The organism is Irregularibacter muris, assembly GCF_024622505.1.
GTDB lineage: Bacteria > Bacillota > Clostridia > Eubacteriales > Garciellaceae > Irregularibacter > Irregularibacter muris.
Window position 1 is genome coordinate 146,655 of record NZ_JANKAS010000007.1, and the last position, 15,028, is coordinate 161,682.

Genomic DNA, 15,028 nt, shown 5'->3' on the forward strand with positions numbered 1-15,028 from the left:
TTACCCGGCTTCTTTATTATGGAACAGTTCAGATGGGTATGGATGCGGAGGAATTCTGGCTCATGCCCATCGGACTGTTCTTTGATTTATGGACCTGCCACAAGCAATGGCACGGAATTGAAAAGCCGAAGAAAACCCGGACAATTGATGACATTATCCCGCCGGGTATATAGGAGGAGGTGAAGATATGGCGGACAATTTTGGCTTAAAAATAGGCGTTGAGGGTGAGCGTGAATTTAAGAACGCTCTTTCTGAAATCAATCAGTCATTTAAGGTGCTCGGCAGCGAAATGACCCTTGTTACCAGCCAGTTTGATAAAAACGATAAATCCATACAATCGGTTGCCGCTCGGAATGCGGTTCTGAATAAAGAAATTGACGCACAGAAAGAGAAGATTTCCACCCTTAAAGCTGCTCTTGATAACTCCTCCTCCTCTTTTGGCGAAAATGACCGCCGCACGCAGAACTGGCAGATTCAGCTGAACAAGGCACAAGCTGAACTCAACGGTATGGAGCGTGAACTTGCGCAGTCCACTATCGAAGCGGATAACCTCGGTGCAGAATTAGACGATTCTGGCAAAAGAGCAGAAGATGCTGGTGGCAGGTTTGATAAACTTGGTGGCGTACTTAAGGGCATTGGTTTGGCGATGGGCACAGTTGCCGTTGCCGCCGGAGCTGCCGCAATTAAGTTGGGCAAAGAAGTGGTCACTCAATTTGGCGAGTTGGAGCAAAACTTGGGTGGTTCAGAGGCGGTTTTCGGTGCATACGCTGCGTCGATTCAGAAAACTGGTGAAGAAGCCTATAAAAACCTCGGTGTCTCCCAAAGCGAGTATCTCGCTACTGCCAACAAAATGGGTGCGTTGTTCCAAGGTTCTGGTATACAGCAACAGAAAAGCCTTGAACTAACCGAAAAAGCCATGCAACGTGCCGCAGACATGGCATCCGTTATGGGAATAGATATGTCTACTGCGATGGAAGCTGTCACAGGTGCTGCAAAGGGCAACTTCACCATGATGGATAACCTCGGTGTTGCTATGAACGCTACCAACATCCAAGCCTACGCTCTTGCAAAGGGTCTGGATTTTACTTGGAATACCGCAACACAAGCGGAAAAAGCCGAAGTTGCAATGCAGATGTTTTTTGAGAACACCGAGCAGTATGCTGGCAACTTTGCGAAAGAATCAACTCAGACCATTTCTGGTTCGATTGGATTGTTACAAGCTGCGGTTGGCTCTTTTACAGCAGGACTTGGCAATGCCAATGCGGATATGACAAATCTGACTGAGAATCTTGTTGATGCTTTCGAGGCGGTTGTCACTAATATCGTACCGGTTTTAGAGAATATCGTAGCAGCATTACCAACTGCGACGGGCGCAATTTTAGCAGCGGTAGCAGACTTGCTTCCAATGCTTCTTGAATTAGTCACAAATATATTCAAGCAGGTACTGGAGGCTATTTTGAACCTTTTACCTGAGCTTATCCCGGCGGCGGTTAGTGCTCTAATGACAATTGTCGGAGCGTTGATTGATAATCTTCCATTGCTCATAAATGCAGCAATAGAACTGGTCACAGCGCTTGTGGAGGGTATTGGCATTGCTTTACCTAAGCTCATACCCGCAGCAGTTTCGGCGGTCACGAAGATTGTTCAAGGTTTGATTGAGAACCTGCCTATGCTGTTGGATGCGGCTTTGCAGTTGATTATAGGATTAGCGCAGGGATTGGTGGACGCGATACCTCAGCTTGTTTCTGCCTTGCCTGCCATCATCGAAGCACTGGTGGATTTTCTGATTGAATCTATTCCAGAGATTATCGATGCGGGTATTCAATTGCTGACTTCACTGGTGACAGCATTGCCTACCATCATTACGGCAGTTGTGGAAGCAATCCCGCAAATCATCGACAGTATTATTAATGCAGTCATTGGATCGATTCCCATGATTATTGATGCAGGCATCAGGCTCCTGATATCACTAATTCAGGCTCTTCCTCAGATTATTACTACTGTTGTAGCGGCGATTCCAAAGATCATAACCTCACTTGTAAACGCTATTGTAGGTAATATCGATAAGATCATCCTGGCCGGTGTTCAGCTGTTTGTGGCACTAATTGCAAACCTGCCAAGGATAATTGTGGAGGTTGTTAAAGCAGTTCCACAGATCATCTCAGGATTGGTTAGAGCCTTTACCGGTTATATAAGCTCAATGGCCCAAGTGGGTGGCAATTTGATTAAAGGATTGTGGAATGGTATTTCAGACGCAGGTGCTTGGCTATGGAATAAGATTTCAGGATTTTTCGGTAATGTGGTATCGAAGATTAAGAACTTCTTCGGTATCAACTCCCCTTCAACTCTATTTGCTGGAATTGGTCGCAATATGGGTGAAGGCATCGGTGTGGGCTTCGAGGATGCAATGGCAGTAGTTTCAAGGGATATGCAAAATGCGGTACCCACAAACTTGGATTTGAATTACAGAGGATTGTCAGGACAAGGCAGTGCCACCGGAACAAGCATCACGCAAAATCTCTCGGTGGTAACACCAAAGGCTCTATCCGAAAAAGAACTGGCACGGGAGTTCAAAAACATGTCCCGCAAGCTGGCACTTGAATATTAAAGGAGGTCTGACTATGGAACTTACTTATATTAATGCAGATGGCAGGAGCATTACACTCAAACAAAGCCGCCCGTATTTCATTACCAAGATAGACGGCACAGGCAACATACGTCAGACCGTTAACACCTTCAAAGCGCCGGACCAAGATGGCGCTTTTTATATTTCTTCTACACTGGATATGCGAAACATCATACTGGAGGGTACGGTCGTAGCAGATACACCTGACGAGGCTTTTACACGACGACAGCGCTTCCTTCAGATATTTAGCCCTAAGCTGAATGGAACACTCATCTATCGTGAACGTCAAATTGCCTGCGTTGTAGAGGAAGCGGGTTTTACCGTTTCCACCAGGCAGCGGATACCCAACTTTTTTGTCAGTCTGCTTTGCCCGTCTCCCTTCTTCGAGACACTGGATGAAGTACGTGAGGAACTGGCATCTTGGATACCTTTATTCGAGTTTGAACTGGAAATACCTGAAAGTGGCATGGAGTTTGGAATGCGCCAGCCCAGTCAGATCATCACGGTGGACAACATCGGCGATGTTTCCTGTGGGTGCGAGATTGTATTCCAAGCGCTGGGAACGGTGACGAATCCAGAACTATTAAATATTGATACCGGGGAATACATCCGCCTTCTCACTACAATGAATGCCGGAGATGAACTTCGTGTATATACCCATTTCGCTGGTAAGCGAGTAGTCAGCATCAATGGCTCTGTGGTAACAAATGCTTTCTCCCTGTTGGACACCAATTCGGTATTTTTCCAGCTTTCCGCAGGCATTAACACTTTGCGCTACGATGCTTCAGTCAATATGGAACTGCTTGAAGTAAGCATTTACTATCGTCCGCAGTTTCTGGGGGTGTGAGTATGCAACTATATATCTACAATCCAAACCGGGAGCTTACGGGTATTGTGGAGTCTTTTGAGTACCTGCGTTGGACACGGCGTTACTCTCAGTGTGGTTCATTTGAGCTAAAAGCCATTGCAACACAGGAGAACACCGCGCTCTTAAAAGAAGGGAACATCATTTGGAAGAACGATGATGAGGAAGCCGGAATTATTGAGCATCTCGAATTGTCTCAATCCGAGCATGAGATTATCACTGCGAGCGGCCGCTTTGCTACATCCTTCCTCGCCCGTCGTATTTTGTGGCAAACTGAGATACTTTCCGGAGATCTTTCTGACTGTGCCCTGCAGCTGATAAATAATAATCTCATCAACCCTACTGACACAGCTCGGCAGATTACTGGAATATCCTTCTCGTCTCCAAACTTAGGTATTCCTGTTAGTACCCAGATATCATATCGGAATCTGATGGATTCTGTGACGGAACTTTGCGTCGCTTCGGATATTGGTATTAAGACTGTGTTCACTCCTGCTACAGGTATTTTTACAGTGACGCTGTATAACGGAGCCAACTCCCAGGCCGTATTCTCAAAGGAGTACGAGAATCTGACTGAACAGATATATACAGAGAGTGTAGCGGATTACGCTAATACTGCACTCATCGGTGGCGAGGGTGAAGGCGCAGACCGTACATTTGTCGCCATCACAAGCGGTTCTGGGGAGACTCGCCGCGAAATATTCGTGGATGCCAAAGACCTACGGACTGAGGACTTTGGAACAGATTACGTCAATACTCTGACTTTTCGAGGTCAGAGTAAGCTGAATGAGCAGGCAATACGATATACGTTTGACACATCGGTCAATCCGCATGGCAACTTGACTTACAAGATAGACTTCGACCTTGGGCAGACCGTCAAAGTAATCTCCAAGGCATGGGGCGTATCCATGACAACTAGAATCACCGAGATCGAAGAAACATATGACGCGGATGGGCAGAGTATCAGCGTAGTGTTTGGAAAGGCTGAGCTAACTATAGCGCAGAAAGTCCGCTCTGACATGAGCGAGGTTAAAACAGCACTATTGGCCCCAACTGGTATATCCGAAGTTGCCGAAGCCCTAAGCGTCGTGGAAGGAACACTGGGTGACTTGACGCAGGTGGACCCGAAAATTCAGGGTGATGACGTCGCGGATACCTTCAACAACCTGTTTGGGAAACTTCCTGCACTCGAAATTTTTGTAGGTGCAGGTACCATATCGGTCGGTCAGTATGCCTTGTACAACATGGTACCAGGAGATACTTTATATTTCACCTCGTACAGTGGTAACAAATTCAGCGACCAGCCAAGTGAAAATGGACACGTATTTTTAACAAAGCATAATGGGGATAACACGGGCTATGGCTATCAGCGAGCAATGGGTTTCTTTATCAGTAGGGACACTATGACGTTTTATGTAATTTCTGTTTTCGTATTCAATAACCTATCTGGGCAGGCGAACTGGCTCAACATCAATAATGAACCAATAACTATGACTAGGCTTGCAAACGCAGCAGTCACCGGCGTAAAGATCGCAGATCGTACAATTACCGCTTCTAAAATTTCATCTGCGTTTACAGACTACTCTACGACAGAACAAAACACAGGGCGTTTATGGATTGATGGTAAGACGATTTATCGAAAGCACGTGAATCTTGGGTCACTTACTAATACGACACCGAAAAGCGTAGCTCATGGTATATCAAACATCAGCACTGTTGTCAGTTTAACAGGCTTTGCGACAAACGGTACTGTATTCTTGCCGCTGCCACTTGCTCGTTACAACAACTTCGCCTCGCAAATCGGGCTTTATATGGATACAACCAATGTCGTTGTCGAACCTGGTAATGACCGGACATCATATACGGGTTATGTGGTTATTGAGTATACGAAAACTGTTTAATAAGGAGGAAAATAGTGTATGGAAAAAAGCGGATTTTTCAACTCATCGGATGGAGACAGAGTCTATGATGCAACGGACTTTGCGGCATATTTCGGAAGCCTCGTCTCCAACGGTGTTTTTTATATAGCAGCAACAAACCTACAGGTGTCGCCAGCTATTGGCTTGGCTGTGAATGTGGCAGCAGGAAGCGCGTGGATTAACGGATACCGTTATGAGAATACGGATGTCTTAAATATGCCACTGACAACCGCAAACGGAAGCAATCCCCGCATTGACCGGATTGTGGTTCGTTTAAGTCAGATTAATAGAAGCATTAAACTCGCAGTTGTTACAGGTACTCCTGCTGCAACGCCAGTGGCCCCTGCTTTAACAAGAACCAGCGACGTCTATGAACTTGGTATCGCAGATGTGCTTATACCTGCAGCTGCTACATCAATAGTCGCAAATAACATTACTGACACCCGTCTGAATATCGACCTTTGCGGGTTGGTAAATTCGCTGGTTTCGGCGGTATATGAGTGAGGTGAATTTCTATGGCAACTTATCAAGCAACAAATGCGTGTACATGGCGTAATGGTAGCTGGATCGCAGGTGTAACGGATTATGTTCGGCAAGGGGTTTATCCTGATGCTAATAATTATGAGAACGTGGGCGCTATGCTGTTTGACCTTGCCAGCATCCGGAATACTTACGCAAACTATTATCCAACATCGGCCAGCATTCACCTTGTCAGAATAGCTGCGGGTGATTGGGGCTCCGCCAGAACCATGACGCTGTATGCAGGAAATGCTTCTGGCATGCCAGCACCCAGTTCCAGCACCAGTGTGTCCGGGAGCAGGCCCACGAAGGTTACCTCCGGGTATAACTACACCGTTTCAGCCGGACAAGGCGCAAAAGATATCGCCATTTCTACCGCGCTCATAGATTCCATCGGTAGTGGTGCCAGCAACTGCCTATTCATGGATGCAGGCTCCAGCACCTTAAACTACATGGGCTTTGGTGCAAGGGACAACTTAAGCCAGATTGTACTGACTATTAACTGGGCAAGCCGTACAACCGCTTGCAGTGCTCCAACTTCCTGCTCATTAAATGCGACCCTCTCGGAAGGCAATGTCACACTATCATGGAGTGGTGCATCGGGCGGAATAAATAACTCAATATCTTCCTATGAGATACAATACAGCGATTCCGCCGACAATGTCACATGGGGAGCATGGACAGCTCTGACCACTGTAACAACAACAGCCACTAGCGGCAGCGCTTCTGTTGCGCCGCCTTCGACGCGAGGTAATTATCGTAGGTTCCAGGTACGAACACGTGGTACTGCAGGAGCAAGCTATTATTCGGGCTGGAAGGTTTCGACGAATTCCGTCCGTAGAAATACGGTACCAAGTCCGGCAACCACTGCAGTCGCTTCACCATCAAACTATAGCGACGAAACCATTACGCTGACATGGAGCGGAGCTTCCGGTGGAACAAGTGCCATCAAGGGATATCAGATTGCCAGTAGAACATCCATGGATAACAGTATATGGAGTTCATGGAACGTTCTTACCACTCTAACACTCTCGGCAAGCGGCGGTAGTTACAACCCGAATGTATCAAGAATTCCAGGAACTTATACTCAATTCGGCATTTGGACGATAGATACTCTTGATGTTTACTCTTCAGAGGTTGTCAGTAACAGCATCTACTGCGATATTACTGCCTGCGTAGCGCCGACCGCTAGCTCAGTAAGCGCAACGTTGGCCGAAGGAAACATAACCCTTTCATGGAGCGGAGCAGCCGGTGGTGCGGGAAATGCCATCACATCTTATGAGATACAATATAGTGATTCGATAGATAACAGCACATGGGGAGCCTGGACAGCACTGACTACGGTGTTCACTTCAGCGACAAGCGGCAGTGTAATCGTAAGTCCACCGATTACACGCGGGAATTACCGCCGATTCAGGGTAAGAACACGTGGCGCAGCTGGTGAGAGTTTCTACTCAGATTGGACTGTTTCCAGCAACACAGTCCGCAGAAATACACTGCCTACGCCACCGACTTCCTTTACTGCCGCTCCTGCCATTTACGAATCCAGCACCGTAACTCTTACATGGAGCGGAGCAATACCTGGAACCAGTGCTATCAAGCAGTATGTCATTCAGCGTTCAACTTCAACGGACGGGATTAACTGGTCGGCATATGAGGCTCTGACAATCGTCGTTACAAGTGCAACCTCTGGGACATATATAGCGAATGCTTCTCAGATAGCTGGAATGTATACCCGCTACCGTATCAGCGTAACCGATACATTGGATGCAGTTTCTGCTTATGTAGTCAGCGGTACAGTAAAGAAAAACAGTCCACCGACTGCCCCAGCAATCGTGTGTCCCGTATCTGGCAGCTCCAGTTGCAATACCGCCCCGCGTTTTATGATAACAACGGGCATTGAGCCAGATGGTCAAACACAGATTGTAGAAGTGAAAATCGACACGGGCGTTTGGATTAACAGCGTAGATAACCCTGAGATGTTTTCCGTAAGCGGCTATCTGGGCAATGGTGCAAAAACTGTGTATCAATCCGTAGCGCTGGCCGCAGGGAACCATACTGTGACCGTCCGCTGCATTGATAGTGATATTGAGTCTTCAAGTCCGGAGGTTATGCGTACTTTTACTGTATTGCCACCGCTATTTGAGACGATCACTGCGAACGAAACACATGTAAAGGCAATTCATATCCAGATGCTCCGAACTGCTGTAAATACAGTACGGAGCTATTACAATCTGTCTCAGGTGACTTGGAGTGAGGAGATTGTTGCTGGAAAGAGCACCATCAAAAACTGGCCTTTCCACATCACAGAGCTTAGAAAAGCTATCGAGTCGGTTATTACAATAGTGAACAGCTTTGATCCCTCGTCTACTTTTGATATCCCGCCCATAACATGGCTACCCATTGGAACTGGGCGACCAAAAGCGGATGTGATGCAACAGATTCAAGATCTGATCTTGGAGCTTTAGACATAATACAACCAATAGCGCTCTCGTAATATGCGGGAGCGTTTTTCTATACACAAATTCATGAAATGGAGGTATTTCATATGAAAGAGATTTGGAATTGGATACAGCTGGTTTTTGCTGCTGTAGGTGCTTTTCTTGGGTGGTTTCTCGGTGGGCTGGACGGATTCCTTTATGCGCTCCTAGCATTTGTCGTCATTGATTATGTAACAGGAGTGCTCTGTGCCATTGTAGATAAAAAGCTGTCCAGTGAAATCGGCGCGAAAGGTATCTTCAAAAAGGTGCTTATTTTTGCATTGGTGGGTGTAGCGCATATCCTTGATACGCAGATACTGGGTAGTGCTGGGGACAATGGTGGTGTCCTTCGGACAGCAGTAATTTTCTTCTACTTGAGCAATGAAGGTGTGTCTATTTTAGAGAATGCCGGACATATTGGGCTACCAATACCTGAAAAACTCAAGGAGGTTCTAAAACAGCTACATGGGCGTGATGATGAGCCCCCTAAGTCAGGTGATGGAATATGATTGATTTAACTAAAGCAGCAACCGTGTTCATCGGTAGACGAGGGGAACACTACTTTCGCCACCTTGAGTTTGACGTTTCCAGTTTGTTAGATGGCACTTACCCCGGAGCAGCCCTAAATGCTATATACAAAAGACCTGATGGTATTGCATACCCTGTGATCACAACTTATGCCGATGGAGTCCTTACATGGTCGCCCAGCGCAACGGATACACTGCTAGTCGGTGTCGGTCAGCTGGAGATAAGGGTTACTTATGGCAATGTGGTTGGAAAAAGCGTTCGGATACTGACCATCGTCGAGGAGGCCCTTGCAGACGGTATCGCTGAACCACCCGAGCCGCCAGCACAGGAATGGCTCAATCAAGTGCTTTCTGCCTTAGCTGAACTGGATATTGATGAGATAAATAATCTGCTAAATCTCACTTATAATCTGTTAAACACTACACACGACTTGGTCGAAGATACGCGCGACAATCTGTATATGAGGACTGGGGTTCTCCTGAACCATTCGCATCCGATAGAAACTGCCACAGCACCGGATATGATAAGCCGAAGAGCGTCCATCACATTTAATGGCATCACGAATGGCAACACCGTAGTAATCAGCACGGTAACATATACCTTTGTTACGGCTTTGGGTAGCCCTGCCGCAAACAATGTGCAAGTGTTAATCCAGGACACCCTCCGCAATACCGTCAAGAAACTTGCCGAAGCTATAAGGGGTATCCAAGATGTAGCGAACATTGCTTATGGGTCAGGAATATCATCAAACCCGGCTTGCACAGGCTATTGGACTAGTCAAATTTTCTCCATTGGTGATGTTACTATTCCTTCTGGTGAGAGTCTATTTTTGTTGGAAAGAACAGAAAATGCTACGACAGCATTGACCCTTACCTCTACTGCAACAGCTATTATCAACGCATTCACCAGAGCAAGCTATTTGAGATATGTGTTGAGCGGTAATGCTACCGGTGCGGGCGGGATTAATAGTGTCCGAGGACCTTTGCACACATTATTGCCCATTGGTAGTGTGGTTATAGGTGGACAGGGCGGGTTGCTTTATCCGACGGCTTATGATTGTCATTTGGTTACCCTTTGCCGTCAATCGGATACAAGTGAAAAAGAACTAGACTTATATATATCAAATGATGAAGTGAACTTTACCAGAATCTCACGCAGCACCCCTATCGGTGCTGATAGTTCAAACGCTGGGTTGCATATTCATATTCAAATGCGTCAAAGCCGAGTGCCTTCTGGATATGGGCTGTATATCAGTATGGGAAGTGATGGCACATCGGCGAGTGCTTTCTGCGATTTGAAGTTTACCTACCACCTATACCCTGTCAGTCTTGCAACAACCAACATTTAAATTAGAGGTGATTTTAATGAATTTACGGAAGTTAATACTTACGAATAATGCCTGCTTCAAAGCAGGCAAAACAATAATTCCCAAAGGCATCATGGTACACTCTACCGGGGCAGATAACCCATGGCTGAAGCGCTATGTTGGCCCGGATGACGGCTTGCTCGGAAAGAACCAATACAACAATAATTGGAATCAAGAAAAGCCCGGCGGCCGTCAGGTTTGCGTTCATGCCTTCATCGGCAAGCTGGCAGATGGAACAATCGCCACATATCAGACTTTGCCGTGGAACCATCGAGGCTGGCACGCTGGGGGAACTGCAAACAATACACATATAGGATTCGAGATTTGCGAGGACGGTCTTTCGGACAGCACCTATTTCAACAAGGTGTACCGGGAGGCCGTTGAACTTTGTGTATTTCTTTGTAGGGAGTTTGGTCTCACTGAAAAAGATATTATCTGCCATAGCGAAGGATATAAGCAAGGTATCGCCAGCAATCATGGTGATGTACTGCATTGGTTTCCTAAACACGGTAAGTCGATGGATACTTTCCGCGCAGATGTAAAATCCGGTCTTTCCTTTGCCGCTTCGGTCGAGACGACCACACCGAAGAAATACTATCGGGTCCAACTTGGATCGTTTTCTGTTAAGGCGAATGCAGATGCCATGCTCAGCAAGGTCAAGGCAGCTGGCTTCACCGATGCCTTTATTAAATACAGCGAATAACAATCAGTTTAATGCCTATCGAGAGATTCGTCTTTCGGTAGGCATTATTTTTTTTGCTTTTTTCGTTCATTCGGCTGATTTCTGTCCTGGGACTGTTAGAGGGTGTTAATTGATATGTTCCCTCGGAAAGAGGTCGAGAAAATGAAATTAACAAAATTAGAAGCCGTTGAATCCATAAAGTATGAAGCAGAAAAGCCTACAGAGGCTTCACTTAAAAATGAGCACGATTATTTGGTGGCAGAAAAACTTACAAAAAAGCTCTTGGAAAGGGGTCTTATAAGCCAGAGTGAATTTGACAAGATCATGGCCAAAAACCGCGAAACTTTCTCTCCGTTTTTAGCGGAGATTATGCCCTAAAAGACTTGATAAATAAGGCATTTAGAGTGATGTATAGTACTGCGAGAAAGGAGGTTGAGACAATGAAACGGATAACAAAGATTGAAGCAAATGAGAAACTGCAGAAGGCACCTAAAAAACTGCGTGTTGCTGCCTACGCTCGTGTTTCAACAGATAGTCGCGAACAACTCGTCAGTTTGGATGCTCAAAGAAGTCATTATGAGACCTGCATTAAGAGCAATCCCGACTGGGAGTATGTCGGACTTTACTATGATGAAGGCATATCCGGTACAAGCATGGCTAAGCGTGATGGACTTATCAAAATGCTTGATGATTGTGAAGCCGGTAAGATTGACTTTATTATTATCAAATCCATCAGCCGCTTTGCAAGAAATACCACAGAGTGCCTTGAAGCGGTTAGGAAGCTTATAAAGCTAAAAGTGTTTATTTACTTTGAGAAAGAAAATATCAACACCGGAGATATGGAGAATGAGCTGCTGCTTACGATTTTTAGCAGCTTGGCAGAAAGTGAGTCTATTTCCCTTTCGGAGAATGAAAAATGGTCCATCGAGAAGAGGTTTCAAAACGGAACATACATTGTTGCCTCTCCGCCTTATGGGTACAAAAACGAAGATGGCTTGATGGTGATCAATGAAGATGAGGTTGATGTAGTAAGGTACATTTTTGCAGAATGTTTAGCTGGTAAAGGTGGTCATGTAATCGCTAGGGATCTTAATGATAAAGGAATCCCAACCAGGCGAAAAAGAGAATGGACTCCGGGCACAGTAAATGCGATCCTTCGAAATGAAAAGTACAAAGGTGATGTGCTTTTTCAAAAAACATTTACCGATGAGACTTTCGTTAGGCATATCAATAATGGTGAGAAGGCACAGTACTATGTTACTGAGCACCACGAAGCGATAATCAGTGTTGAGGATTTTGAAGCGGCGCAGGCCATGATTGACCAGCGCTCCAAAGACATGAAAATCAAGCAAGGCGATGTAAAGTATCAAAACCGCTATCCCTTTTCTGGAAAAATTGTTTGCGGCGAATGTGGTGCTACTTGGAAAAGGAGAACGCATAGCGAATCGAAAGTAAAATATTACGCTTATGCCTGCAACACACATCTTAAGAAAAAAGACCAATGTAGCATGCAGTTTATACGCGAAAAAAGTTTTGAAGTGGCTTTTTTGAATATGATCAATAAGTTGGCATTTACTAAGAAGGTGTTGTTGCAGCCGCTACTTGCAAGTCTTAAAGCCATTAGCCAGGAAGCAGCAATTGCTCGAATTAATAAGTTGGAAGCGGCTCTTGAGACCAATTTCAACAAAAGGCAGCAGCTTATGAATTTATTTGCGAAGGAATATTTAGAGCCAGCCGTTTTCAACGATCAGAATTCAGGTCTTCTTGCTGAGGCTAAAAATTTAAGTGATGAAAAAGAAGCACTATATGCTTCGGTGAATCATGAGTACGAGCATGTTGAAGCTTTGAATAAACTCATCAAGTACGTCAACAGCTCAAAGCTTTTTACTGAATTTGATGCTGATGCATTTGAGGAGCATGTGGATTACATTATCGTTTTCAAAAGATATGAAATAGGTTTTGTATTAAAGTGTGGATTAACGCTAAGAGAAAGGTTGTGAGATTATGCCAATTCCATATGGATACAAAATTGAGAAAGGCAAAGCGGTCATAGATGAAGTTCAAGCGGAGCAGGTTAGGATGATTTACAAAGGTTATCTCTCCGGCCTCGCCTACGTTGCTGCAGCAGAGGCCGCTGGGCTTACGCTTCTACATCCAGGTGTAAAGAAAATGCTACAGAATAAACGCTACCTTGGTGATAAGTACTATCCGGCGATCATCGATCAGGAGACTTTTGATAGAGCAGAAGCCGAACGCATCAAACGGCAGAGAAGGCTTGGTAGAGTATTTGCGGATAAGCCGGTAGAGGAATGCAAGCCAGCGACAAAATTTACGATGCCGAAAGCAGGAAAGATATTCATTGATCCATTTAAACAGGCGGAGTACATCTACAGCTTGATAGAAAGTGAGGTGGAGGTATGATCTCCTTAGCGAGTAACGTAACGGTTATTCCGGCAAAGAAAACCATCGGGACGCAGAAAGCAACCGACAAAAAGCAGAAAACCAGAGTCGCAGCGTACTGCCGAGTCAGTACCGACAGCGATGAACAAGAAACTAGCTACGACGCCCAGATCCAGCATTACACCTCATATATTGAAAGTAATCCGGATTGGGTACTAGCCGGAATTTATGCGGATGATGGCATATCTGGAATGAATACGAAGAAGCGCGATGAGTTCCAGCGCATGATAAACGACTGCAACGACGGCAAAATAGATATGGTGATTACCAAGTCCATCAGCCGGTTTGCAAGGAATACGGTGGATTGTCTGAATTATACCAGAGCCCTTAAAAATAAGAACATTGGCGTCTACTTTGAAAAAGAAAATATCAATACGCTCGATGCCAAGGGTGAAGTGCTAATGACAATTATGGCTTCGCTTGCACAGCAAGAAAGTGAGTCATTGTCGGCCAACGTTCGTCTGGGCTTGCAGTTCCGATACCAACAAGGAAAAGTTCAGGTCAATCACAACTGGTTCCTTGGATATACCAAAGATGCAGACGGTCACCTCATCATTGATCCAGAGCAAGCCGAAGTCGTGAAGCGCATTTATAGAGAGTACCTTTCCGGTAAGAGCTTCTTACAGATAAAAAGGTCTCTTGAAGCTGACGGAATTCTAAACGGTGCTGGTAATGAAAAATGGCATGAAAGTAATATAAAGCAGATACTTACAAACGAGAAGTATATCGGAGACGCTTTGCTCCAGAAGACTTATACGGTGGATATTCTTGAAAAGAAGCGTGAAGCTAATAAGGGTCAGGTTCCTAAGTATTATGTAGAGGACAGCCATGAAGCTATTATTCCAAAGGATATCTTCCTAAAGGTACAGGAGGAAATCGCAAGACGCGCAAATCTTACTAAAGGCACCACAAAGCGCAAACGAATCTATAGTGGCCGTTACGCTTTATCTGGAATAGTTTTCTGCGCATACTGTGGCGACATCTTCCGCAGAATTAAATGGAACAATCGCGGGTGTAAGTCCACCGTTTGGCGCTGTGTCAGCAGGGTTGAAAAAGACGGCCCTGATTGCCCGGCAAGAACTGTTCACGAGGAAATGCTACAGGAGGTAGTAATTAAGGCTATAAACGAAGCATTCCGTGAAAAGGAAGCAATCCTGCCACTTTTGCGAGAGAATATCGAGAGTAGCCTTGAGGAAGTCACCTCAAATCAGATTGCAGCAATTGATGAACAAATGAAGTCAATGCAGCAGGAGCTAATGGCAACCGTTAATTCAAAGAATACCGGTGATGAGCTTGGTCTGGAGATTAGAAGGCTGCGTGATGAGAAGCAGGCCCTTCAAAATGAGCAGGCATCTCGACAGGATCTGAAAACACGAATCGATGAGCTGATGAGTTTCCTTAATGACCTTCCTTGTGAGCTAACTGAATATGAGGAAGACTATGTGAGGACTCTCCTGGAAAAGATAACGGTTTACGACGACCACATCATAGTTGAATTTAAGTCCGGAATTGAAATCCAAATTGACGAATAACTAAGCAATGCTAAATCACCCGCAGCTCTTGTGTCAGAGTTGCGGGTTTCG

Annotated in this window: 12 protein-coding genes; all 12 read left to right on the top strand. The window is 45.5% G+C overall.

Annotated features, from left to right (window positions below; translation table 11 throughout):
- Positions 1-187 precede the first annotated feature (187 nt).
- The 12 genes from NSA47_RS09460 to NSA47_RS09515 all read left to right on the top strand — a co-directional run bounded on the left by NSA47_RS09460 (position 188) and on the right by NSA47_RS09515 (position 14,977).
- Positions 188-2,608, top strand: a complete 2,421-nt coding sequence (locus NSA47_RS09460; protein WP_257531316.1) for a phage tail protein — start codon at positions 188-190, stop codon at positions 2,606-2,608.
- Between the two features lie 13 nt (positions 2,609-2,621).
- Positions 2,622-3,473 carry a phage tail family protein gene (locus tag NSA47_RS09465; RefSeq protein WP_257531318.1) on the top strand — a complete coding sequence of 284 codons (852 nt, stop codon included), beginning with the start codon at positions 2,622-2,624 and terminating at the stop codon, positions 3,471-3,473.
- A 2-nt stretch (positions 3,474-3,475) separates the two neighbouring features.
- Positions 3,476-5,392, top strand: a complete 1,917-nt coding sequence (locus NSA47_RS09470; RefSeq protein WP_257531320.1) for a siphovirus ReqiPepy6 Gp37-like family protein — start codon at positions 3,476-3,478, stop codon at positions 5,390-5,392.
- Between the two features lie 18 nt (positions 5,393-5,410).
- Positions 5,411-5,914, top strand: coding sequence for a hypothetical protein (locus tag NSA47_RS09475; protein ID WP_257531322.1), 504 nt, complete (start codon positions 5,411-5,413; stop codon positions 5,912-5,914).
- Positions 5,915-5,925: 11 nt separating this feature from the next.
- The gene (locus NSA47_RS09480) at positions 5,926-8,397 is read left to right on the top strand and encodes a fibronectin type III domain-containing protein (protein ID WP_257531324.1); all 2,472 of its coding nucleotides are present in this window, start codon (positions 5,926-5,928) and stop codon (positions 8,395-8,397) included.
- 80 nt (positions 8,398-8,477) lie between these two features.
- Complete coding sequence (locus NSA47_RS09485) at positions 8,478-8,918, top strand: phage holin family protein (protein WP_257531326.1); 441 nt, start codon at positions 8,478-8,480, stop codon at positions 8,916-8,918.
- Positions 8,915-10,285 (top strand): hypothetical protein, encoded by a 1,371-nt coding sequence (locus tag NSA47_RS09490; RefSeq protein ID WP_257531328.1) that lies wholly within the window; start codon positions 8,915-8,917, stop codon positions 10,283-10,285. Before NSA47_RS09485 ends, NSA47_RS09490 begins: the two co-directional genes overlap by 4 nt.
- Positions 10,286-10,301: 16 nt before the next feature.
- Positions 10,302-11,006, top strand: coding sequence for an N-acetylmuramoyl-L-alanine amidase (locus NSA47_RS09495; RefSeq protein WP_257531330.1), 705 nt, complete (start codon positions 10,302-10,304; stop codon positions 11,004-11,006).
- A 141-nt stretch (positions 11,007-11,147) separates the two neighbouring features.
- A complete protein-coding gene (locus tag NSA47_RS09500) occupies positions 11,148-11,363 on the top strand; it encodes an SHOCT domain-containing protein (RefSeq protein WP_257531332.1) in 216 nt (71 codons plus the stop codon).
- 62 nt (positions 11,364-11,425) lie between these two features.
- On the top strand, positions 11,426-12,985 hold the full coding sequence (locus tag NSA47_RS09505; protein ID WP_257531334.1) for a recombinase family protein: 1,560 nt from the start codon (positions 11,426-11,428) through the stop codon (positions 12,983-12,985).
- A 4-nt stretch (positions 12,986-12,989) separates the two neighbouring features.
- Positions 12,990-13,406 carry a serine integrase family protein gene (locus NSA47_RS09510; protein WP_306811142.1) on the top strand — a complete coding sequence of 139 codons (417 nt, stop codon included), beginning with the start codon at positions 12,990-12,992 and terminating at the stop codon, positions 13,404-13,406.
- Positions 13,403-14,977: a recombinase family protein gene (locus NSA47_RS09515; protein ID WP_257531336.1), complete on the top strand. Its 1,575-nt coding sequence runs from the start codon at positions 13,403-13,405 to the stop codon at positions 14,975-14,977. Before NSA47_RS09510 ends, NSA47_RS09515 begins: the two co-directional genes overlap by 4 nt.
- Positions 14,978-15,028 lie beyond the last annotated feature (51 nt).

Coding starts and splice junctions, on each gene's coding strand:
- NSA47_RS09500 (WP_257531332.1), top strand. CDS start 11,148: ATGAAATTAACAAAATTAGAAGCCGTTGAATCCATAAAGTATGAAGCA.
- NSA47_RS09490 (WP_257531328.1), top strand. CDS start 8,915: ATGATTGATTTAACTAAAGCAGCAACCGTGTTCATCGGTAGACGAGGG.
- NSA47_RS09510 (WP_306811142.1), top strand. CDS start 12,990: ATGCCAATTCCATATGGATACAAAATTGAGAAAGGCAAAGCGGTCATA.
- NSA47_RS09480 (WP_257531324.1), top strand. CDS start 5,926: ATGGCAACTTATCAAGCAACAAATGCGTGTACATGGCGTAATGGTAGC.
- NSA47_RS09470 (WP_257531320.1), top strand. CDS start 3,476: ATGCAACTATATATCTACAATCCAAACCGGGAGCTTACGGGTATTGTG.
- NSA47_RS09460 (WP_257531316.1), top strand. CDS start 188: ATGGCGGACAATTTTGGCTTAAAAATAGGCGTTGAGGGTGAGCGTGAA.
- NSA47_RS09465 (WP_257531318.1), top strand. CDS start 2,622: ATGGAACTTACTTATATTAATGCAGATGGCAGGAGCATTACACTCAAA.
- NSA47_RS09475 (WP_257531322.1), top strand. CDS start 5,411: ATGGAAAAAAGCGGATTTTTCAACTCATCGGATGGAGACAGAGTCTAT.
- NSA47_RS09505 (WP_257531334.1), top strand. CDS start 11,426: ATGAAACGGATAACAAAGATTGAAGCAAATGAGAAACTGCAGAAGGCA.
- NSA47_RS09485 (WP_257531326.1), top strand. CDS start 8,478: ATGAAAGAGATTTGGAATTGGATACAGCTGGTTTTTGCTGCTGTAGGT.
- NSA47_RS09495 (WP_257531330.1), top strand. CDS start 10,302: ATGAATTTACGGAAGTTAATACTTACGAATAATGCCTGCTTCAAAGCA.
- NSA47_RS09515 (WP_257531336.1), top strand. CDS start 13,403: ATGATCTCCTTAGCGAGTAACGTAACGGTTATTCCGGCAAAGAAAACC.